Source organism: Pseudomonas syringae group sp. J248-6 (assembly GCF_032586995.1).
In the GTDB taxonomy this organism is placed as follows: Bacteria; Pseudomonadota; Gammaproteobacteria; order Pseudomonadales; family Pseudomonadaceae; genus Aquipseudomonas; species Aquipseudomonas amygdali.
Genome location: NZ_JAWHOP010000012.1, coordinates 91,336 through 111,695 on the forward strand (window position 1 = coordinate 91,336; position 20,360 = coordinate 111,695).

The 20,360-nt window shown below is 59.2% G+C and carries 18 protein-coding genes and 1 pseudogene; 5 read left to right on the plus strand and 14 right to left on the minus strand.

Annotated elements, in window-relative coordinates:
• Positions 1-23: 23 nt before the first annotated feature.
• From RYC17_RS16720 to RYC17_RS16730, 3 genes and pseudogenes are all read left to right on the plus strand, one after another.
• Positions 24-949: pseudogene (locus RYC17_RS16720) on the plus strand (alpha/beta fold hydrolase).
• 98 nt (positions 950-1,047) lie between these two features.
• Positions 1,048-2,253: an efflux RND transporter periplasmic adaptor subunit gene (locus RYC17_RS16725; protein ID WP_080394755.1), complete on the plus strand. Its 1,206-nt coding sequence runs from the start codon at positions 1,048-1,050 to the stop codon at positions 2,251-2,253.
• Positions 2,250-5,288, plus strand: coding sequence for an efflux RND transporter permease subunit (locus RYC17_RS16730; RefSeq protein ID WP_058407783.1), 3,039 nt, complete (start codon positions 2,250-2,252; stop codon positions 5,286-5,288). Before RYC17_RS16725 ends, RYC17_RS16730 begins: the two co-directional genes overlap by 4 nt.
• A 4-nt stretch (positions 5,289-5,292) precedes the next feature.
• Here RYC17_RS16730 and RYC17_RS16735 read toward each other — a convergent pair whose 3' ends face one another.
• The 5 genes from RYC17_RS16735 to RYC17_RS16755 all read right to left on the minus strand — a co-directional run bounded on the left by RYC17_RS16735 (position 5,293) and on the right by RYC17_RS16755 (position 10,394).
• Positions 5,293-6,135: an amidohydrolase family protein gene (locus RYC17_RS16735; protein WP_058407784.1), complete on the minus strand. Its 843-nt coding sequence runs from the start codon at positions 6,133-6,135 to the stop codon at positions 5,293-5,295.
• A gap of 52 nt (positions 6,136-6,187) precedes the next feature.
• A complete protein-coding gene (locus RYC17_RS16740; RefSeq protein WP_058400425.1) occupies positions 6,188-7,474 on the minus strand; it encodes an MFS transporter in 1,287 nt (428 codons plus the stop codon).
• A gap of 50 nt (positions 7,475-7,524) precedes the next feature.
• A complete protein-coding gene (locus RYC17_RS16745) occupies positions 7,525-8,256 on the minus strand; it encodes a GntR family transcriptional regulator (protein WP_058400424.1) in 732 nt (243 codons plus the stop codon).
• Positions 8,257-8,398: 142 nt separating this feature from the next.
• Positions 8,399-9,049: a hypothetical protein gene (locus RYC17_RS16750; protein WP_058407785.1), complete on the minus strand. Its 651-nt coding sequence runs from the start codon at positions 9,047-9,049 to the stop codon at positions 8,399-8,401.
• Positions 9,036-10,394 carry an AAA family ATPase gene (locus RYC17_RS16755; RefSeq protein WP_058407786.1) on the minus strand — a complete coding sequence of 453 codons (1,359 nt, stop codon included), beginning with the start codon at positions 10,392-10,394 and terminating at the stop codon, positions 9,036-9,038. Before RYC17_RS16755 ends, RYC17_RS16750 begins: the two co-directional genes overlap by 14 nt.
• A gap of 247 nt (positions 10,395-10,641) precedes the next feature.
• Here RYC17_RS16755 and RYC17_RS16760 point away from each other — a divergent pair, with 247 nt between their 5' ends.
• On the plus strand, positions 10,642-11,838 hold the full coding sequence (locus RYC17_RS16760; protein WP_316903807.1) for an MFS transporter: 1,197 nt from the start codon (positions 10,642-10,644) through the stop codon (positions 11,836-11,838).
• 227 nt (positions 11,839-12,065) lie between these two features.
• Positions 12,066-12,812 (plus strand): hypothetical protein, encoded by a 747-nt coding sequence (locus RYC17_RS16765; protein ID WP_003435958.1) that lies wholly within the window; start codon positions 12,066-12,068, stop codon positions 12,810-12,812.
• Positions 12,813-12,856: 44 nt separating this feature from the next.
• Here the strand turns inward: RYC17_RS16765 and RYC17_RS16770 are convergent, their stop codons facing one another.
• The 9 genes from RYC17_RS16770 to RYC17_RS16810 all read right to left on the minus strand — a co-directional run bounded on the left by RYC17_RS16770 (position 12,857) and on the right by RYC17_RS16810 (position 20,353).
• Positions 12,857-13,579, minus strand: a complete 723-nt coding sequence (locus RYC17_RS16770) for an alpha/beta hydrolase (RefSeq protein ID WP_316903809.1) — start codon at positions 13,577-13,579, stop codon at positions 12,857-12,859.
• A 74-nt stretch (positions 13,580-13,653) separates the two neighbouring features.
• Positions 13,654-15,981: a type II secretion system secretin GspD gene (gene gspD / locus RYC17_RS16775; RefSeq protein WP_058407789.1), complete on the minus strand. Its 2,328-nt coding sequence runs from the start codon at positions 15,979-15,981 to the stop codon at positions 13,654-13,656.
• Complete coding sequence (locus RYC17_RS16780; protein ID WP_057402616.1) at positions 15,981-16,511, minus strand: type II secretion system protein N; 531 nt, start codon at positions 16,509-16,511, stop codon at positions 15,981-15,983. The genes gspD and RYC17_RS16780 overlap by 1 nt, the downstream gene beginning before the upstream one ends.
• On the minus strand, positions 16,508-17,119 hold the full coding sequence (gspM, locus tag RYC17_RS16785) for a type II secretion system protein GspM (protein WP_002553957.1): 612 nt from the start codon (positions 17,117-17,119) through the stop codon (positions 16,508-16,510). Before gspM ends, RYC17_RS16780 begins: the two co-directional genes overlap by 4 nt.
• Positions 17,094-18,191, minus strand: a complete 1,098-nt coding sequence (locus RYC17_RS16790; protein WP_058407790.1) for a type II secretion system protein GspL — start codon at positions 18,189-18,191, stop codon at positions 17,094-17,096. Before RYC17_RS16790 ends, gspM begins: the two co-directional genes overlap by 26 nt.
• Positions 18,188-18,922, minus strand: coding sequence for a general secretion pathway protein GspK (locus tag RYC17_RS16795; protein WP_058400418.1), 735 nt, complete (start codon positions 18,920-18,922; stop codon positions 18,188-18,190). The genes RYC17_RS16790 and RYC17_RS16795 overlap by 4 nt, the downstream gene beginning before the upstream one ends.
• The gene (locus RYC17_RS16800) at positions 18,919-19,551 is read right to left on the minus strand and encodes a prepilin-type N-terminal cleavage/methylation domain-containing protein (protein ID WP_002553960.1); all 633 of its coding nucleotides are present in this window, start codon (positions 19,549-19,551) and stop codon (positions 18,919-18,921) included. The genes RYC17_RS16795 and RYC17_RS16800 overlap by 4 nt, the downstream gene beginning before the upstream one ends.
• A complete protein-coding gene (locus tag RYC17_RS16805) occupies positions 19,548-19,919 on the minus strand; it encodes a type II secretion system protein (RefSeq protein ID WP_002553961.1) in 372 nt (123 codons plus the stop codon). The genes RYC17_RS16800 and RYC17_RS16805 overlap by 4 nt, the downstream gene beginning before the upstream one ends.
• On the minus strand, positions 19,919-20,353 hold the full coding sequence (locus RYC17_RS16810; protein WP_002553962.1) for a prepilin-type N-terminal cleavage/methylation domain-containing protein: 435 nt from the start codon (positions 20,351-20,353) through the stop codon (positions 19,919-19,921). The genes RYC17_RS16805 and RYC17_RS16810 overlap by 1 nt, the downstream gene beginning before the upstream one ends.
• Between the last annotated feature and the right edge of the window lie 7 nt (positions 20,354-20,360).

The following is a 20,360-nucleotide window of genomic DNA, read 5'->3' on the forward strand; positions in this document are numbered from 1 at the left end:
CACTAACAAGGCGAGGCTTTGACATGGCTGCCAGAGCAGAGAACGCTGTACTAATTAGTTGGATCAACATCGGCTGGGAGGCTGTTATGGGCGCACAATCAAAGATTTTAAGCGTAGGTCAGTACAAGGTTTACACCGAGACTTACTGGAAAGGCAGCGAGGCCAAGACCATCTTGCTGGTCAACGGTGCGTTATCGACCACCGGCTCTTTCGGGCAGACCGTCAAGTACCTGCAACCGCACTACAACCTTGTACTATTCGACCTGCCGTTTTCGGGGCAATCCCGAGCCCACAACCCGGACGACATGATTGTCAGCAAGGAAGATGAAGTAAATATCCTGCTGCAGTTGATCGACCTCTACCAGGTGAACCACCTGCTGTCGGTGTCCTGGGCGGTGTATCGGCGCTGCTGGCCCTTGCCGAATGCCCGCCATCCGTGGAAAAGGCGATCATCAGTTCGTTCTCGCCGGTCCTCAACGAGGCCATGCTCGACTACATCGACAACGCCCAGATCTACCTGGCCGCCCGCGAGAAGCGCAAGATCGGCTCACTGCTCAATGACACCGTGGGCAAGTACCTGCCGCGTCTGTTCAAACTCTATAACTACAAGCACCTGATCAGCCTTGCCGAACACGAATATCGCCAGATCGACTTTCACATTAGCCAGATTCGTAAACTAAGCGCCACTAACTATGTCGAGCGTTTCTCCTCGATCAAGATTCCGGTGCTGTTCATCAACGGTGAAAAAGATGAGTACACCACCGTTGAAGATGCGCGGATGTTTTCCAACTACATCGCCAAAAGCAGTTTCAACGTAGTTCCGGACACCGGGCATTTTCTGGACCTTGAGAGCAAGGCGGCGTGGCACCACTCGCAACGCACCGCACTGACTTTCCTGGGCACTGAAGCCACTCAACAGGTATGGCCAAGCGTCACCGCGATGGCCTGAAGCACGCTCGCCTGCGCCCGGGAAGCCGTTCAGCTTTTCCGGCGTGACGCAGTGATTCACCGGTGTTGGTTTCTTTGATCGGGCAGTGCTATTCGTTGATGACTTTTCCTTTTGCAACGCGTTTGCGTTGGTACTGCCGTGCTACCGGAAATGTCCGGCCATCGCACTTCATACCTGTTCAGCCCGGCCTGGTGCTGGGGTTCATTTCACTGCTCTCGCTCAGCGCTTGCTCCGCAGGAAAACCTGCGGAAAAGGCGCTGGTGCGAGTCGAGGTGCAGCCAGTTGCCTTGGTGGACGTCTCAAGCAGTGTGACGCTGACAGGCGATATCCAGGCGCGCAAGGTGACCGAGCAAGCGTTTCGCGTGTCGGGCAAGCTGATCAAACGCTATGTCGATGTCGGGGACCGCGTGCGTGCCGGGCAAGTGCTTGCCAGGCTGGACCCGCAAGAACAGAAGAACGAACTGGCGTCGGCCAATGCCGAAGTGGCCATACGACAGTCGCGTTTATACCTAGCCGAACAGAATTACCAGCGTCAGCAAGTGCTGCTGCCCAAGGGCTATACCAACCTCAGTGAATACCAGAAGGCACACTCCGGCCTTGCGAGTGCGCGTGCTGAATTGGCAGCGCTGCAAGCTCAACAGGCCAACGCACGTGATCAAGTCGGTTACACCGAACTGCTCGCAGTAGCCGATGGCGTCATCACTGCACGGCACGCCGAAGAAGGTCAGGTGGTCCAAGCCGCCGCGCCGGTGTTCAGTGTTGCTCACGATGGCGAACGCGAAGCGGTATTTTCCGTGTATGAATCGCTGCTGCGCTCCGATCAGACAGGCACCACGGTGATCATCAGCCCTATTGCTCAGCAGAGCATTCAGTTGACCGGCATCATCAGGGAAATCACGCCCATCGTTTCCGCCGCAAACGGCACGTTGCGAGTGCGCGTTGCGCTGCCGAAAGTCGCCGCTGCGCCTGCGCTCGGCTCAGTGGTCAGCGCCCGCCTGCAGGTTCGGTCGCAACGGGCGTTCGCCCTGCCCTGGTCAGCGCTGAGCCGCACCAAGGGTCAACCGGCAGTCTGGCAGGTGGACGCTCAGGCCAGGGTCAAGCTGACGCGGGTCAATGTGCTGCGCTATGAACAAGGTCAAGTGATCGTTTCAGAGGGGCTGTCCGAGGGCGATCGGGTGGTTTCCCGCGGGCTGCAGTTTCTCTATCCGGGGCAACAGGTCGAGGTGGCCGAAGTGATGACTGCCGGCGTCAACGGCATGCAGTCCGGACAGAAAGTACGCATGCAGCGAGAGGTCAGTTTGTGAGGGAACGCTTCAATCTGTCGGCCTGGGGGCTCAGGCATCGCACGCTGGTCTGGTACATGATGTTCGTTTCACTGCTGATGGGCAGTTGGTCGTTTCTGAATCTGGGCCGCGAGGAAGACCCTTCCTTTGCCATCAAGACCATGGTCATTCAGGCGCGTTGGCCGGGTGCGACGCTACCCGACACCTTGCAACAGGTTACCGACCGGCTGGAAAAGAAGCTCGAAGAAATCGACGCGCTGGATTACGTGAAAAGCTACACACTGGCCGGCGAATCGACGCTTTTTGTCTTTCTCAAAAGCGAGACCCGCAGCGCCGATATTCCGGCAGCGTGGTATCAGGTGCGCAAGAAGATCAGCGATGTACGCAGCGAATTGCCCAGCGGCATTCAGAGCCCTGCATTCAACGATGAGTTTGGTGACGTGTTCGGCAGTATCTATGCGTTCACCGCTGATGGACTGTCCTTTCGCCAGTTGCGCGATTACGTCGAACAGGTACGCGCCGACATCCGCAGCGTACCCAACCTGGGCAAGATCGAGCTGCTCGGCGCCCAGCGCGAAGTCATTTATCTGAATTTCTCGATCCGTAAGCTTGCGGCGCTGGGCATCGATCAGCGCCAGGTGCTGCAAAGCCTGCAAGCGCAAAACTCGGTAACGCCTGCTGGGGTGATTGAGGCAGGCCCGGAACGCATTGCGGTGCGCGCCAGCGGTCAGTTCAGCAGTGAAAAGGACCTTGAGGCCGTCAACCTGCGCTTCGGCGAGCGGTTCTTTCGCCTCAGCGATCTGGCGACCATCGAACGCCGCTACGCCGACCCGCCCTCCTCGCTGTTCCGTTTCAATGGCCAACCGGCCATCGGGCTTGCGGTGGCCATGAAACAAGGCGGCAACATTCAGGCATTCGGTACGCAGTTGCAGCAGCGCATCGACCAGCTGACCACCGAGCTGCCATTGGGCATCGGCGTGCATCTGGTGTCCAGCCAGGCCGACGTGGTTGAAAAAGCTATCGGCGGCTTCACCCATGCACTCTTTGAAGCGATCCTGATTGTGTTGGTCGTGAGCTTCATCAGCCTCGGCATTCGCGCAGGTCTGGTGGTGGCCTGTTCGATTCCGCTGGTGCTGGCGCTGGTCTTCGTGTTCATGGAGTACAGCGGCATCACCATGCAGCGCATCTCGTTGGGCGCGCTGATCATCGCCCTGGGCCTGTTGGTGGATGACGCAATGATTACCGTCGAAATGATGGTGACCCGCCTGGAAAGCGGCGATTCGTTACCGCAGGCCGCGACCTTTGCCTATACCTCGACCGCCTTCCCGATGCTGACCGGCACGCTGGTGACGGTTGCCGGTTTCGTGCCCATCGGCCTGAATTCCAGTTCAGCGGGCGAATATGTGTTCACCATGTTCGCGGTCATCGCCGTGGCCCTGCTGCTGTCCTGGCTGGTGGCGGTGCTGTTTGCGCCGCTGATTGGCGTGCACATTCTAAAGGCGTCGGCGCCGCATGCCGCGCCGGGGCGCTGGATGCGCGGCTTCAGCGGCCTGCTGGTCAAGACACTGGAGCACCGCTGGTGGGTAATCGGCATCACACTACTGATGTTCATCGCCTCGCTGTTTGCGGCCAGGCTGCTGCAGAACCAGTTCTTTCCGGACTCCGACCGCCCGGAAATCCTGGTGGATATCTATATGCCGCAAAACGGCTCCATCGAAGGCACACGCCAGACCATGGATCGCTTTGAAGCCACGCTCAAGGACGATCCCGATGTGTTGCGCTGGAGTTCCTATGTGGGCAAAGGTGCGGTGCGTTTCTACCTGCCGCTGGACCAGCAACTGAGCAATCCCTTTTATGGGCAGCTGGTGATCGTCAGCCAGGGCGGCGCAGCGCGTGATCGTCTGATCGAGCGTCTGCGCCAGCGCTTTCGTGACGATTATGTCGGGGTGGGCGGCTACGTCCAGCCACTGAACATGGGGCCGCCAGTGGGCTGGCCGGTGCAATACCGGGTAAGCGGCCCGGACATCGAACAGGTGCGCAGCCAGGCGATGGCACTGGCGGCCATCCTCGACGCCAACCCGAACATCGGCCAGGTCATCTATGACTGGAACGAGCCGGGCAAAGTACTGAAGATTGATATCGCGCAGGACAAGGTGCGTCAATTCGGCCTGTCTTCGGAAGACGTGGCGCAAATTCTCAACAGCATGGTCAGCGGAACGACCATCACGCAGGTGCGCGACAGTACCTACCTGATCGACCTGGTCGCGCGCGCAGAAAACGATGAGCGCAACTCGGTACAAAGCCTCGGCAACCTGCAGATCCCGACACCCAATGGTGCGAGCGTGCCGCTGCTGGCGTTCGCCACGCTCAGTTACGAGCAGGAACAGCCGCTGGTCTGGCGTCGCGACCGGCTGGCGACCATCACCCTGAAAGCCAGCGTGCTCGGAAAATTGCAACCGGCCGCGCTGGTCAGGCAATTGAAACCGGAAGTCGACGCCTTCAGCGCGCGCCTGCCACTGCGTTATTCGCTGGCTACTGGTGGCGCGGTCGAGGCCAGCGCCCGCTCGCAAGGGCCCATATTGAAGGTCGTGCCACTGATGTTGCTGCTGGTGGTGAGCTTTTTGATGATCCAGCTGCACAGTGTCAAAAAGCTTCTGCTAGTGGTCAGCGTGGTGCCGCTCGGGCTGATTGGCGTGGTCGCAGCGTTATTGATATCCGGCTATCCGCTGGGCTTCGTCGCGATTCTTGGTGTGCTGGCGCTGATCGGCATCATTATTCGCAACTCGGTGATTCTGGTCACACAGATCGACGAGTTCATCGCTGCCGGTGAGAGTGCCTGGACATCGGTGGTCAAGGCCACCGAACATCGCTGCCGGCCGATTCTGCTGACCGCAGCAGCTGCAAGCCTGGGCATGATCCCGATTGCCCGCGAGGTGTTCTGGGGCCCGATGGCGATCGCCATGATCGGCGGTATCGCCATTGCCACCTTGCTGACATTGTTTTTTCTGCCTGCGCTGTATGTGGTCAGCTACAGGATCAGGCCGCCTGCGGCTTAGCGGGTCAGATTTCGATTGGCAGAAAATCAAACAACGCCTGAGGAGCCTCGACCAGCAACATGTTTTTGAGCGGTTCCGGACATTCAAGCGCCCGGAACTGCTCGACCACACTGGCGTAACTGACTTCTTGTTCATGCTGGGTGTGTGGCCAGTCGCTGCCCCATACCAACCGGCGCGGACCAAAGCTTTGCAGCAGCAGCGGCAATGCAGCGTGGGCAAACGCCGCATTCTGCTCGGCACTGCCGCCCAGTCGATAAATTGCCGAGACTTTCATCCACAGCTGCCCGCTCAGGCCCAATTCCAGCAATGCCTGGAACGCCGGGTCATCAATACCAAGGCGCGCATCGGGTCGACCAAAATGGTCGATCACAATCTTGCAACCGAATGGTAGCAACTGCCGGATCAGCCCCGGCAAGTCGGCAACCTCACGGTGCAGTTCAATATGCCAGCCAAGGGTCCAGACGTTCTTGAACAACGACTTCCATTCAGGTGCCGTGAAGTCAGGCAACGCCCTGCCGATGAGGTTCAGGCGAATACCGACAATGCCCAGCCCGGCCATACGCTGCAAGGCGCCACGGCTGATATCGGTATCAACCACCGCCACACCGCGCAACCGATCAGGGGCCTGTGCCAGAGCGTCGAACAGAAACCGGTTATCGGTGCCCAGAAAACTGGGCTGCACCAGTACGCCATGACTCAAACCATGTTCGTGCAGGTGGGCCAGATACGCTTGCACAGTGGCATCGTAGTCCGGGCTGTAACGTCGTCCTGACGTCAGACTCAAATCCTTGCTGAAGACATGAGCATGGGCATCAATGCCCAGGATTGGCGTGGTGGGGTCGGTCATGAGTTCATCTGTAAGTCAACGCGGTGCTGTAACACCGCGGGTGAAAGGATATTCAAGCCTGCTGCGCCGCGCCCTTATCCAGCGGGTCTGCAGCAACCGGCGTGGCCTCAAGATTGCGCCCACGGGTTTCCGGCAGGCAGAAAGCAGCCACCATCGCCACGCCATAGGCAATACCGGCATCAATGCCGATGGCAGTGCCCAGCGACATCGATTCGCTCATATGGCCCACCAGAAACGGGAACACCGCCGACAATACGCGCCCGAAGTTGTAGCAGAAGCCAACCCCTGCCCCACGTACGTCTGCCGGGTACAACTCGTTGAAAAACGAACCCAGGCTGGCCGGAATGCCAGCGGCGAAGAACCCCAGCGGAAAGCCGAGAAACAGCATTTGCGTGTTGCTCAACGGCAGCATCAGATAGCACTGCACCGTGACCACGCAGCACAGCGCGAACAGCATGATGTTCTTGCGTCGGCCAATGCGGTCGATCAACAGACCGCTGCATACGCAACCGCACCAGAATGCAACGATAATGACCGCCAGATAGCCGCCGGAGCTGAGCACTGACAGGTTGCGTTCGGTCTTCAGAAAGGTGGGCAGCCACGTCATGACCGCGTGATAACCGCCGTGCGCACCAAGGCCCAGCAAGCCGCCGAGCAAGGTGACGCGCAATAATTCGGGGCGAAAGATTCCGGCCATCGACTTGAAGAAATTGCCCTTCGGCGCAGCGTTTTTCTGCATGCGCTGGAAGCTGTCCGGCTCCTCGACGTTGCGGCGCACCCAGATAATCATCAGTGCTGGCAGCAGGCCGACGAAAAACATTACCCGCCAGGCAATATCCTCCGGCACAAACGAATAGATCAGGGTAAACAACACCACCGCCAGCCCCCAGCCGACAGCCCAGGCGCTTTGCACCGTTGCCATGACCTTGCCGCGGTAACGCGACTGGATGGTCTCGGCCATCAACACCGCGCCCGCCGCCCACTCACCGCCGATGCCAAAGCCCTGCAGCGCCTTGATGATCAGCAACTGATTGAAGCCGGTCACGAAGGCAGACAGAAAGGTAAAGAAGGAAAACCACAGGATCATCCATTGCAACGTGCGAACCCGGCCATAACGGTCGGACAACGTTCCGCCGACCCAGCCACCCAGTGCCGACGTCACCAGCGTCACGGCGCTGATCAGCCCTGCGTCGCCTTTGGTCAGGGCAAAGGCGGCAATCAAGGCTGGAATGGCCAGTCCGAACATCTGCACTTCCAGAGCGTCCAGCGACCAGCCGCCGAAACAGGCCCAGAAGGTCTTGCGCTCCTTGGGAGTGACTTCGCGATACCAGTTGAACATGGCTTCCTATCCTTATGAGCGTTGAATGAGTCGGGGTGATTGCAGTGCGATCAGCGAATTTCCACGCTGTAGCGGAAATGGCTGGCGTGCCCTCGTGAACGTCGCCACTCCAAAGGTTCACCGGCGTAATTGCGCGCCAGTCGTTCGATGACCACTACCGGGCTGCCGACCGAAACCTGCAGCAACCGACCGTACACATCGTTGACCGCTTCAGCCGTCAGGCTCTCTTGCGCATAAGCCACAACCTGACCGCAGGCCTCCTCATAGATCGGATAAAGCAACGGCCCCTGGGTATCGAGGTCCAGATCCAGCAAAGCCTGGAAGCGCATCCGAGGCAGCCAGATTTCTTCAGCCAGCACCGGCTGACCATCCAGCAAGCGCAGTCGGATCATCCGAATGACCGGCGCACCGGACACCAGGCCCAGTGCCTGGCTGACCGATGAAGGCGCTGCCACAGGCTCTATCGATAAAATTCGGCTTTCCGGTACACGGCGCTCACCCGCTTCGGTCTGAAAACGGAAAAAACGGAACAGCGACGACTGAAACCGGGCACGCCGAATAAACGTGCCACGCCCCTGCTGGCGCTCCAGAACATTGTCGCTGACCAACAGATCAATGGCCTTGCGCACGGTGCCGGTAGACAGGCAATACTCAGCGGACAGCGCCGCTTCAGTAGGAATGGCTTCGCCCGGACGCCAACGATTATTGGCAATCTGTTCGGCCAGACTGTCGCGCAGGCGTTGATAAAGCGGAAGGCGTTCGTCGCTGGAGAGCTTGTTCATTGTTGTAGTTATCCAGTCATATATATGAATATTTGAGCGGATTATTGGCACGTCGCCGTTGGGCGTCAAGGGCCGATAGTCAGGACGTCAGATCGGGGATATGAATTCAAAAGGTTTCTTGATGGTGCGGAAATAGCCTTGGTCAACGCTGACGAGCGCGTTGGATGCCGATAATTACATTCACCAAAACCGGAGAAAAGGGCTGAAGAAACTGCTGGGCATCTACCTCAAGCAGGTCATTTTTTAACAGATTGAGAACATCATCTTCCTCAATAAACAGCTCAGCAGGGTCAATGCTGCAAGAAAACAGCAGTGCATCAATCATCTGCTTGCGCTCTCCCACAAGACCCCGGTTCGACTCATGGGTATCGCCTAAATTGAGCACGTTGATACTTGCGCACGCCCGAGGCGTGGTGCCTGCCACCAGACCCGAAAGCTCAAACTGCAGCTCTTTTTCACATTCGATCATCAGCGGCGTAAGCGGCAAAAACTGACGGCCATGAGCCTTGTCACACCGCTTGGCGTTAGTGCAGCTCGCGACAATATTGCCGAAATCCAGAGTGCGACGCGGTGCTAGATGCTGCGCTTCAACATGTTCATTGCAGGCACTGCCTTTCTCGGCAGTGATCCTGCAGCAGCAATAGGCGCACAAACCATGCTGTTCAGTGACACAGGCGTAGCGAATGGCATCCTTGATATCTTCATGCCCCACCAGGTCGGCGTATTTCTTTCCCTTGTTCGCGCGCTTCCATTTTTCCAGCACCGCGAGACTTCCCTTTTCAATCTTTCTCACGGCGCACTTCCAGCTTGCGAATCAGCAGCGAAGCTTTCGCCAGTTCGATGTGATTTGCAGGTAACTCGTCAGCCAACCCTGTGTAGAGAGTACGAGCTTCATCGAGCTCTCCTCTCATCAAAAAGTGCTGCAGTTTATCCAGAGCTGTTTGAATCTCCTCATTTCGAATATCAGTGTCCATGACACTCGACAGCACCTGATTGGCATCAAGACCATAAAGACTGTCCTGCTCACGTAACTCGCCATCGTCCATGACGTACACCAGCACATCCTTGCTGTCGCTGATGACCAACGGCGAATGCGTGGTCAAGAGGAACTGGCAATTGGGGAACGTTGTAGTGAGTTGGGCGATGAGACTGCGTTGCCATTTGGGGTGCAGGTGCAAATCAACTTCGTCGATCAGGACGATGCCATTGCCGTGTAACGGGTTTTCCAGCGCCGGGTTCATCATGGCTAGGCGTCTGGCGATGTCGCCGACGAGCGCCATCATCGATTTTTCGCCCTGGGACAGCTGGGATACGTTTAGCGTCTTACCGTCTTTATCAATAGCCATGTGCAAGCGCGGCTTACGCTTGACGCGCAGTTTTGTGAAGCCTGGCATGAACGCCTCAACCGCAGTTCTGACCGCAGTCAGCTGGCGGTCACGTGAAGAGGCATGCTCCCTGGTCAGCACTTTCCAGAGTTCTGTATCAATCAAGATCTTTTGAGACAGCTCATTCAGCAACTCTGTCGAGATACCCGTTTCATTCTCGCTGTCTTCGCGCTCCCGAAACCACTCGAAAAAGCGGCGAAAATCCACGCCACGCCCCAAGGCGTTGTCGTAGCCGTCGAGTTGATCAAAGGTATGTCTGGCGTGGACTTTGAGCGGTATCTCAATGACAGAGCGCTCGACGGGGTAGAAAGCCAGAAGAGGAAGAGACGTATCACTTTTTTCAGTCAACTTTGAGCGATAGCCATCAGCAAGTCTGTTGAGCTCGCTTAATACTGTGGATGAGGTGGCGTTTCGGCCTTTCCGAGTAGCGGTTATTCCCCATTCAGTTTCAAGTGGATTGATCTCGTCATCCGAAATCAACACATCCTCTATCCGAATGGTAATCGAGGATGTAGCGGCACCGTTCTGAACCATACCCTCATCGATACGACTGCCAGCACCTTTCGGCGTCCTGACTCTCGCTACCAGCCAGCTCAACGATGTAGCGACAGACTTGAGCAGCGTAGTCTTCCCCGCTCCATTATTGCCAACCAGCACGGTCACCTTCGACGCATGTCTTTCGGTAGGCGCCAGAGCGACTTCAAGATCGCTGAAACGCCCCACATTAACGAGCCTGAAGCTTTTGATTTCCATGAAGGTCCCTGAGGGGATTGATCCAGAACACAATGACGGTCGGCATTATGGCACTCCTGCACGCTCCGTGAAGACCTCGCCATAAAACGACTTACATCAAATCATCATTCCCGGAAATATCCTGTATCAACTCGCCGCACCTACTTAATCCGCGACAAAACCGTTAGCCTGCTTGCCATCAGTCAAAAACCCGCCTGACAGATGCGCCTCGCGTGTCTGCCAGGTTTACGCTCAAGCGAGAATCTTCATGCCCAACTCGTCCCACGCGGCGCACAAAGCCGTGAGCATGACCCCGGCCATGGTCATGCTGTTTGCCTTCTGCTGCGGCGCGATTGTCGCCAACATCTACTATGCGCAGCCGATCATCGAGCTGATTGCCCCGGACATCGGGCTGTCGAGTACGGCCGCCAGTCTGATCGTTTCGTTAACGCAGATCGGTTATGCGCTGGGCTTGTTCTTTCTGGTGCCACTGGGGGATCTGCTGGAGAACCGCAGGCTGATGCTGATCACCACTGCGGTTGCGGTGCTCAGCCTGCTGAGCGCTGCGTTTGCCGAGCAGCCGAATCTGTTTCTGCTGGTGTCGCTGCTGGTGGGTTTCAGTTCGGTGTCGGTGCAGATGCTGATCCCGCTGGCGGCGCACCTGGCGCCGGAGGAATCCCGCGGCCGGGTGGTGGGCGGAATCATGGGCGGGCTGTTGCTGGGGATTTTGCTGGCGCGGCCGATTGCCAGTCTGGTGGCTGACCATTTCGGCTGGCGCGCAGTGTTCGGGGCGGCGGCCGTGGTGATGATCGGCATCAGTGTGGTACTCGCCACCACCATGCCCAAACGCGTTCCGGATCATCGTGCATCCTACGGCCAGTTGCTGTTCTCGCTCTGGACGCTCTTGCGCACCCAGCCGGTGCTGCGCCAGCGGGCCTTTTATCAAGCGTGCATGTTCGCAACGTTCAGCCTGTTCTGGACCGCCGTGCCCCTTGAGCTGTCACGCAATCACGGGCTGTCGCAGACCCAGATCGCGATCTTTGCCCTGATCGGCGCAATTGGTGCGATTGCGGCCCCCATCAGCGGCCGTCTGGCAGACGCCGGTTACACCCGCATCGCGTCCTTGGGCGCACTTCTGTTCGGTGCACTGAGCTTTCTTCCGGGTCTTATTCATCCTGCCTACAGCGTGATAGGCCTGGCGGTAACAGGCGTGGTGCTGGATTTCTGCGTGCAGACCAGCATGGTGTTGGGCCAGCGCACCGTCTATGCACTGGATGCCGCGAGCCGCAGCCGGCTCAACGCGCTGTACATGACCAGCATTTTCATTGGCGGCGCGATTGGCTCGGCGGTGGCCAGTCCGTTGTTTGATCATGGCGGCTGGACCTGGGTGATGATCGCAGGCACGGTGCTGCCATTGACTGCCTTGCTGGCGCTGCTCAGGGATCGATCCAGGCAGAATGCGTAAACGCTGCACTTTGTAACTGATTTGCAGGATAATGCCGCGGCGATGGCATGGCCCATCGCCCTTCTGGCTCTCTCTCGCACCTCAAGGCTCGCGTATCCGGCACCTCTGGATCTGCGCGATTGAACACGGATTGTACAGACGCCTCATCCCAAGGCCCCCACCCGACGATACCGCTGCTCAAGCGTATCGGTATGCATTCCCGCAACCCGAACAAGGCAAAAACAGCAATGGACGCAGCACCACGAACAAGCAAGATTTCCGCGATTCTGGTCAAAATATCGGCAGGCATAGTCTGGATGATCGGGGTCATCTGGAGCATCTTCACCTACCTGTTTCCGGACCCGACCATTCTTGGCCTCAGTGTCGACTTCATCAACTGGAAGACACTGATCATCATTGTCAGCACAGTCATGCTGTTCAGCGGGCTGGGTATCGCCATCCTCGCCAGAAAGCTCCCCTCGTTACTGAAGCTTGGCGTGTGGATGGCGCTGTCACTGTTTCTCTGCGCGGTGTTCTTCAAGTTGGGCGGCGAATACGCAAAGCCTTCGGTGGAGTTCGCCCGCAGTCAGAAACTGTTTACCGAGAATGACAACGCCAATATGTTCGGCAAGCGGTCCGAGACCGTCGACAATCTGAGTATTGAGCTGCTCGACTGTGATCAGAATGGTCAGTCGCCTACCTGCACGCTCGAGCTGATCAATAAAAGCGCCGATCGCGACTTTCGCTTTCTGAACCCTGTCAGCCTGTTTGAAGAAACCGGTGGCGCGCTGGGCCTGACACAAATGCATGTTGGCGATGCGAAGTATGATCGCTGGGACAGCTTCCAGCTGATCCGTAACGTGCCAACCAGAGTCACATTGATATTTGAGGCGACCAAGGGTCGACTGAAGAAATCACCCGCCTTGAAACTGACCTTTCGCGACCGCGAGAGCAAGGAAAACGTGCTCAAGTTCAAAGAGGTCAAGGTCAACTAGGTAACCGAGGATCTCGCGTCGCCCCCCTCGGACGACGCACGTATTCACTGACGCTTTGACTGCTTCAACCAAGCCGCCAGGTCAATGACCTCGGCTTCGTTGATGCTATGCCCCAGCCCTTCATACCCATGAAATTGCGGTGTCAGGCCGAGCGACTTCAGCGTGGCTTCGGCTTGCGGGCCGCTGGCGTAGGGCACCTGGCGATCCTGTACCCCGTGACCGATGAAGACGTTCAGGCGCTTGAGGTCATCAGAGGCTTTGACCTCGGACTGCACCACCGGCAACAACCGCCCGCTCAACGCCGCAATCCCCCCCACCAGCTTCGGCTGACGCAGGGCGACTTCGTAGCTCATCATCGCGCCCTGACTGAACCCGACCAGAAACACCTTGCCCGGCTGCGTGTGGAACTTGCCGGTGGCCTGGGTGATGAATGCGCTCAGTTGCTTGCCGCTGCTCTTGAGGTCTTCAGTCACGCCATCGTAGTCAGACACGCCCGGTTTCTGGGTGAACCACTTGTAACTGTCAGCGCGCAACTCCATTGGAGCCTGCACCGACAGGTAGTTGTAATCGGCCGGAAGATTTTCCTTGAGCCCGAACAAGTCCGCCGCGTTACTGCCGTAGCCATGAATGAAGATCACCAGCGGCCGGTTCGGGGTTTCGACGTTGGCCTGTGCCAGGTAATCCAGCGGCAGATCAGTGTGCAGGGTGTCCTGCGCCTGCGCCATGCCAGCAATGGCAAACAGCATGGCAGCGAAAAATTTCAGCATCGGTTCATGACCTCTGTTTGACGCTGCCGACAAGCAGCGTCGTGAGTGGGCGTGGAGACAAAACCAACAATGCCTCAGTTCTGCATGCTGGTCCGCGAGACCTCTGGCTTGAGCAACTGCATCTGCTGACGGTAATCATCCGTCACCTGACGTGCCTGGCTGCTGCTGGTGATGACCCGCGGCGTGATCAGCACGATCAGCTCGGTACGGCCCTTGGATTTGGTGGTATTGCCGAACAACCATCTCAAGCCCGGGATGCGGCCCAGGTAAGGTACGGCGCTGACCGTCTCGGCATTATCCTGCTTGATCAAACCGCCCAGCAGCACGGTCTGACCGCTCTGCGCGGCCACCTGCGTGGCGACCGAGCGCGTGGAAATACGCGGATTGCCGTTGGCGTCAGTGGTGCCGCTAGTGGTGTCGGCACTGCTGACCTGCTGCTGAATGTCCATGTACACCAGCCCGCCCGGATTGATGCGCGGCACGACGTCGAGAATCACACCGGTCTGCACGTATTCGACGCTGCTCAATGTGGTGTTGGTGGAGGTGTTGGTGTTGATCGACGTCTGGCTGATCGGGATGTTGTCGCCGACCTGAATCTGCGCCTGCTGGTTATTCATCACCACCAGCGACGGTGCCGACAGGACCTGGGTGCGGCCATTGGTTTCCAGCGCACGTAAGGCGACCTGCAGGTTGTTGCTGACGAAGGAATAGAAGAACGCGTCAGTAGAAGCCAGCGCAGCCCCGCCAGTACCAATCGCACCCTGGCTGCCCGCAGTGTTGGTCACGTTGCCGGTTGTGCCCGAATTCCCCGCGAGGCGTCCCAGATACCACTGCACGCCCATGTCCAGCTCACCCGTTAGCGAGACTTCCAGAATGCGCGTCTCGATTTGTACTTGCAGCGGCGGGTTGTCGAGGCGCTTGATCGCCGACTCGATTTCCTTCCACTGCGCAGGACGGGTGCGCACCAGCAACTGGTTGCTGCTCTTCTGCGCAGTGATACGCGTGCTGGCGTCCAGAGACTTGCTGTTGCCGTTCGCTCCTCCACCCTCCTGGCTGGCCGAATCCGATTCACTGCTGCTCTGATCGTCGCCCTCGGATTCGCTGTCGCCACTGTTCTGGCTGTTGTTCATGCCCTGGCTGTTACCAAAGCCGCCGCCATTACTCATGCCACCGCCGTTGCTGCCCAGCCCGTTGGAACTGCTCATGCCGCCGACACCGCTACCGCCATTGGAGTTGAGCGATGACAAAGTGGTAGTGCGCAGCCCCGGCGCAACCTTGGCTGCCGAATCTTCCTTGATGGCACCCGACCCGTAGATCTGCCGCAGGTATTTGGCCAGATCGGTGGCTTTCATGTTGCGCACGTCGTACACGTACATCTGCGGCTCGTTACCGCCGCCTTCATCGATGGTATGAATCCACTCGCCGACTTCGCGCAGGTATTCCGGCTGTGACGAAATCGCCACCACCGAGTTGGTCCGCTCGATCGGCAGGAAACGCACCATGCCCGCCAGCGGCATGCCGCTCTCCGGGCCGAACATTTTCTGCAACTCGGGCATCAGCTCGCCGACCGAGGCACGTTGCAGGCCGAATACGCCGACCGACATGCCTTTGAGCCAGTCCACATCAAAGGTGTCGATGGTGTCCTGATAGTTGGCCAGTTCTTCGGGCGTACCCGCCAGGCTCAGTACATTGCGCGCCGGATCAACCAGCAGGAATGCGTTTTCCCGAGCGAACGGCTTGAGCAGCTTCTGCATTTCGCTCGCAGAGATGTAGCGCAACGGAAACAGCCGCGCCGACATGCCCGGCGACGGTTGCGCCACCGGCATTTCCGGCACCAGCTTGCCGGCCACGGCCTGGTTCGAGGGCAGGATTACATAGCGATTGCCCTGCTTGATCATCGCGTTGTCGGTCCAGGACAGCAACGTTTCGAGAATCGATAACGCTTGCTGCTTGTTGACCGGCTTGGAGGTCGAGAAGCTGACATCGCCCTTCACACCCTGGGCAATGCTGTAATTCTCGTGCAGCAGATCGCCCATGATGCTGTTGATCACCGCCTGAATCGGCTGATTGGTGAAATTGAAGACGATGTCACCGGTTTCGGCCGGACGCGCCGCCGGAGCAGCAGCGGGCTGGCGGATGAAACGCTGGTTGCCTCTGATGATCTGGCGCTGCGGCGAGCTCGCCGGTTGCTGTGAAGGTGGCTCGACTGGCGGTCGTTCGCTGCGCGGGTCTACCGGCGGGCGTTGTGAACCGGTTCCCTGGAGCGCTTCCTGCAGCATGCCATTGTCGGGATCGAGAGTGTCGGGCTTTGACGCGCAGCCGCCTAGGGCGACGGCGGTAGCCAGGCAAAGCAAAGGTGTGCGCAAGGTAGCGATGGCAGGAACTCCAGAAAAGGTACCCATCACAGGGTGGAATCGTTGGTTAAGGTAATCGGCGGTGTACTCGACGGCGGCGGCAGACGCAACGCGGGCAGGCGCAGCATTTGCGTGCGGCCATCGAGTTGAAAGGTAGCCTGGGTAGGCTCCAGGCGGTCCAGCGTCCAGCCGTTGGGCAGGCGATCGCCCTGACGGATCTTCAACGCCGGACCGCTGGCTTGTTTAATCAGTGCGACACGTAGCGAGCCGTCCATGATCACCCCGGTCAGGGTCAGGCCGGCCAGGCTGGTGGCCTGCGCGTCGGCTTTGCGAACAGCGACATCCGGGCTGCGGTCAGGACTGAACAGCGGGGTTTTCCAGGTATTGGCCAGGCTGTCCAGTGTCGCCGACGGCGCATTTTGGGTCTGCGCCTTCTGATCGATCGGGTTGCGCGGTGCCTGCTCCGGCAGCCAGTCGGGCGAGTGCGCAGCGCCGCTGAAAATCAGGGCGATCAGCCCCGCCAGCAGCGCGGCCAGAGCCAATAGCGACCACTCCAGCGGGCGTAAGGAACCGATCATTGCTCACCCTCCCCGGCGCTGGCCGGTTGCAGGTAGCCACGCACCAGCAGGTGCACCACCAGTTTGCCGGCGGCACCGCTGGCCGGAGCATTGGCATCGCGACGCATACTCATCTCGTCAATGAACAGAAACGGGCGCTGGTACTCCAGCGCATGCAGGATGGCCGTCAGCGGTTCGATGGCGCAGTTCAGGGTCAGGCTGACCTTGACCTGCCGATACGGCTCGGCGCTGTCCTGCTCTGGCGTGATCGGCATGCGCTGGGTCAACTCGCAGCCGCCGCCGGTGCTGGCCTGGCTGCTGATCAGGTCGGCAATGCGCTGCATCAGATCCGCCGCCACAGCACTCGGGTCTTCGCCCGGCAACAGACTGGTGCTGCTGGCCGGGTCACTACGGGCCTGTTCCAATTGCTCACGCAATGAGTCGCCCTGCTGCAAAAGGCCGGCGTAACGCTGCTGTTGTTCGCGCAACTGGTCGGTCTGCTCGCTGATATCGCGCAAGGGTCCGGCGAACCAACTGTCGATCAACAGCCAGTAAGCCAGGCATAGCACCAGGGCAAGAATCATCAGGGCCGCGCCCCGCCGCTCACGGCTTGTCAGTGGACGGCGCATCGGCGTTCTCCTGATGCTGGTTCTGGTGCAAATGCGCACGCAGTGAATACTGATCCTTGCCGGTCTTGGTGTCGGGCTGGATCACGCCCTGAAACTGCGCGTTGTCCAGACTGTGACAATCCTTGACGCGGCCAATCAGGGCACTGGCCTTGGCGCTTTGCCCGGAAAACGCGACTTCGGCGCTGTCACTGATTTCCAGATGCTCGATCCAGGTGTCCGAAGGCAGGCAAGCGGTCAATTCGCTGAGCAGCGCCGACAGCGGCGGTTGCGCAGCCTTGCGACGGATCAGGTAATTGGCTGCGCCCAGCGTGTTGGTCAATTGCTGGCGCAGCTGTTGAATCTCACCCACCTGGGCCTTCTGCGCCTGGACGCTGGCCTGCATGTCATCGAGCAGGCTCTGCCGGTCATTCAGCCACAGCAGCATGGCGCTCAGCAGCAAACCGGCACACAGCCAGAGCAGCCAGCGCTGCAAACGATGACCAGAGTGCGATTGCTGCGGGCGCAGTGGCATCGGCAACAGGTCGATGCCCATGCGCTGCCCGGCAGTACCCATGTCGGCAGTTCCCATGTCAGTGACGACATCTACCGCATCGGGACGCAAACCGCGCTCGGCGCACTCGCTGAGTATCGCGTCCAGCCGCTCGCGCAATATCGCCACCAGTGTGACCTGCACAAAACTCGCGCTGCGACTGTCCTGACGGGCCACAAAATACAACTGGCCAGCGTCGAACGGGGTGAAGCGGTCCAGCTCGTAACCGACGACGGTGGACAGATTACGCGCTGCGGCAGCTGGCAGTTGCAAGGGCTGCACCAGCACCGCCGACGCCGGTAGCAACAACACACGTCGTGCCTGAGGCGAGGCATCGGGCAGCGGCTCGACCAGCGGCCAGACGTGCGCCTGCTCCAGGGTCTCGCGGCCCAGACAGCGACGCACACGCGGCGGCAGGCAGGCGCGAAGCTCCGCGACCCACCATTGCCAACCGTGTTGCGCCGGACTGCCACGCCACTGCCGGGCGACCTGTTCGCGTAACGCGTAGACAGGCGCCAGACGTGCAGAAACTGATGAATTCATTCTTGCCAACGCAACACCCTGTAGGGCTGTGCGCCTCCCTCCGATGGGCTCAATAAAACAGTGGTTTGTAACAGGGCAGTCACACCGCCCGGTCTTTCTGCGCGGCTGTCGATGGCCAGCACTTCACCTGGATCGGCCCCGACCGCGCTTTGGTTCGGCAGGTTCAAGGCCCGTCGCAGCAACGCCGAAGCGAATGCCGGGTCGGGCCGATCCAGGCCGCTCCATAATGTTATTTCCGGCAAGAGCCGGGCATACAACGCCTGACTCATGCCCGGCAGCTGGCGTACTTCCTCAACCACCCGCAACGGTGACTGACCGCCGTTGCGCTGCTCTTCCAGCACCTGGGCAATACCGCTGGCCTGATTTTTAGCCGCACCGCAAGCCTGCAATAGCCGCGATATATCCGCCACCGGCGCGCTGTTGAGGTCCAGCTTGCCGCGCTCGCTCCTGATGCTGACGAGCAACTGCGTATCATCCATCCGCAACGACACCAGACGCCCATCGGCAATCCAGCGTTTGCGCTGCGCAGGATCAAGCAAACCCTGCACAGCCATATTCATGCCAGCTTCGGCGGCCATCAGTGCCTGAGTGTTCTGGCGCAACCAGAGTGCCTGCCGGCTTTCCAGTTGCACCCACCCGGCCAGCCCGCCAAGCAGCAGGCTCAACAGCGCGAGCACCCAAAGCACCACCAGCAGCGCAACACCACGCTGCTGTCGACTGACTATATTCATTCGCCGCCCGCCCCACCGGACAGGTCCAGACGCAAAGCGACTACTTCGGGGACCCACTTCACCGCCCCGCTGGTCTTCAGGTCGATCCTTACAGCACCGGGCAAACGATTCGGCCAGGGCCATTCGGCCATCCAGCCTGTCGGCTTGCCCTTGGGGGTCAGCCCCCGATAACTGAACGTCAGTGACTCGACGTTTTGCAACAACACCTGAGGCTCACCCCACGGTTTCAGGGCAATGCCATTTGCACCAGACTGGACCTGAGCAAAAGACACTTGCAAAGACCGATGGCCTTGCGGCCCCCCAAGTTCCAGGCTGTGCACCTGTATGCCACCGCCCAGCTCACCGGGCAACGTGGCCACAAAGCGCAACTGCTGCGCCGAGCCTTCAAAAAAACCGCTGTTGACGTCGTCTTCGGCAGACGTATCCAGCGGCAGGGCCTGACCGATCGAGCTACGCAAAAACGCCTGCGCGGCGCGGACTTCGTCCAGGTTCACGGTATAACGTTCAGCCTTGAGCACCGCACGGTTGGCACCCAGCAGCGCCCCCGCAACCAACACCAGCAACACGCCCAACAGACTGATCACCAACAGTACTTCCAGCAGCGTGAAACCACGCTGGGTGCGGGTCATGATCCAGCCCCGCTGACAGCGCCGCGCAGTTTAAGCGTACTGAACTGCGCCTTGCGCTGGTGCTCGCTGAGCATCAGGTCGAGGCGAAACATCCGCGCCTCACCATTGGCACCCGACAGTTGACGGATATCCAGGGTCCAGTCGATACCTGCTAGCGTTCCCTGACGCGTACCGTTTTCCAGCGGGCCGGCACTTTCCTGATCCATAATCGTGCGTGCTGCATGGCTGATCCGGTCACTGCGCGACACCTGTTGCAGGGAGCGGGCGCTCTGCCCGAACGCAACCAGCAGAACGCCGCTGCACACTGCCATAACGGTCAATGCAGCAAGCATCTCCAGCAGGGTGAACCCCGACTGCGATGTTTTCATTAAAGCGACCGTACCTGAACGCTACCGGTCAGCCAGCCAATATCAATACGCCAGCGCCGGTCGCCGTCGGCGACAACCACGTTGCCGCCACTGGAACCGCCATCCGGGTAGAACTCCACGGACGAGCCGAGATCCGAAGCGGTCTGCATGGTCACATGCAGATTTTCAGGCCAGTGCACCTCACGCTTGCCGGGTGCCTTGAACGTCGCCTTGCGCAGATTGAACTCAGTGCGTGCAGGCTGACCGGTGACAATCGCGCGCACTCTGGTTGCCCTGAGCGCCTCGACCATGTCGCCGACCGCGCGTCGCTCACTGGCGGTACTCAAACCCTGTTGCAGACCGAAACCCACCAGACCGACGGCAATGCTCATCAACACCAGCACTACCAGCATTTCCATGAGGGTAAAACCCCGGCTTGCGACAGGCGTTCTCATGCCGAAC

Bases quoted from the DNA above. Each gene is read 5' to 3' on its own strand.
- RYC17_RS16795 (WP_058400418.1), bottom strand. From the start codon at position 18,922: ATGAATATAGTCAGTCGACAGCAGCGTGGTGTTGCGCTGCTGGTGGTG.
- gspD (WP_058407789.1), bottom strand. From the start codon at position 15,981: ATGGGTACCTTTTCTGGAGTTCCTGCCATCGCTACCTTGCGCACACCT.
- RYC17_RS16765 (WP_003435958.1), top strand. From the start codon at position 12,066: ATGGACGCAGCACCACGAACAAGCAAGATTTCCGCGATTCTGGTCAAA.
- RYC17_RS16780 (WP_057402616.1), bottom strand. From the start codon at position 16,511: ATGATCGGTTCCTTACGCCCGCTGGAGTGGTCGCTATTGGCTCTGGCC.
- RYC17_RS16735 (WP_058407784.1), bottom strand. From the start codon at position 6,135: ATGACCGACCCCACCACGCCAATCCTGGGCATTGATGCCCATGCTCAT.
- RYC17_RS16755 (WP_058407786.1), bottom strand. From the start codon at position 10,394: ATGGAAATCAAAAGCTTCAGGCTCGTTAATGTGGGGCGTTTCAGCGAT.
- RYC17_RS16760 (WP_316903807.1), top strand. From the start codon at position 10,642: ATGCCCAACTCGTCCCACGCGGCGCACAAAGCCGTGAGCATGACCCCG.
- gspM (WP_002553957.1), bottom strand. From the start codon at position 17,119: ATGCGCCGTCCACTGACAAGCCGTGAGCGGCGGGGCGCGGCCCTGATG.
- RYC17_RS16800 (WP_002553960.1), bottom strand. From the start codon at position 19,551: ATGACCCGCACCCAGCGTGGTTTCACGCTGCTGGAAGTACTGTTGGTG.
- RYC17_RS16810 (WP_002553962.1), bottom strand. From the start codon at position 20,353: ATGAGAACGCCTGTCGCAAGCCGGGGTTTTACCCTCATGGAAATGCTG.
- RYC17_RS16745 (WP_058400424.1), bottom strand. From the start codon at position 8,256: ATGAACAAGCTCTCCAGCGACGAACGCCTTCCGCTTTATCAACGCCTG.
- RYC17_RS16805 (WP_002553961.1), bottom strand. From the start codon at position 19,919: ATGAAAACATCGCAGTCGGGGTTCACCCTGCTGGAGATGCTTGCTGCA.
- RYC17_RS16770 (WP_316903809.1), bottom strand. From the start codon at position 13,579: ATGCTGAAATTTTTCGCTGCCATGCTGTTTGCCATTGCTGGCATGGCG.
- RYC17_RS16740 (WP_058400425.1), bottom strand. From the start codon at position 7,474: ATGTTCAACTGGTATCGCGAAGTCACTCCCAAGGAGCGCAAGACCTTC.
- RYC17_RS16790 (WP_058407790.1), bottom strand. From the start codon at position 18,191: ATGAATTCATCAGTTTCTGCACGTCTGGCGCCTGTCTACGCGTTACGC.
- RYC17_RS16725 (WP_080394755.1), top strand. From the start codon at position 1,048: ATGACTTTTCCTTTTGCAACGCGTTTGCGTTGGTACTGCCGTGCTACC.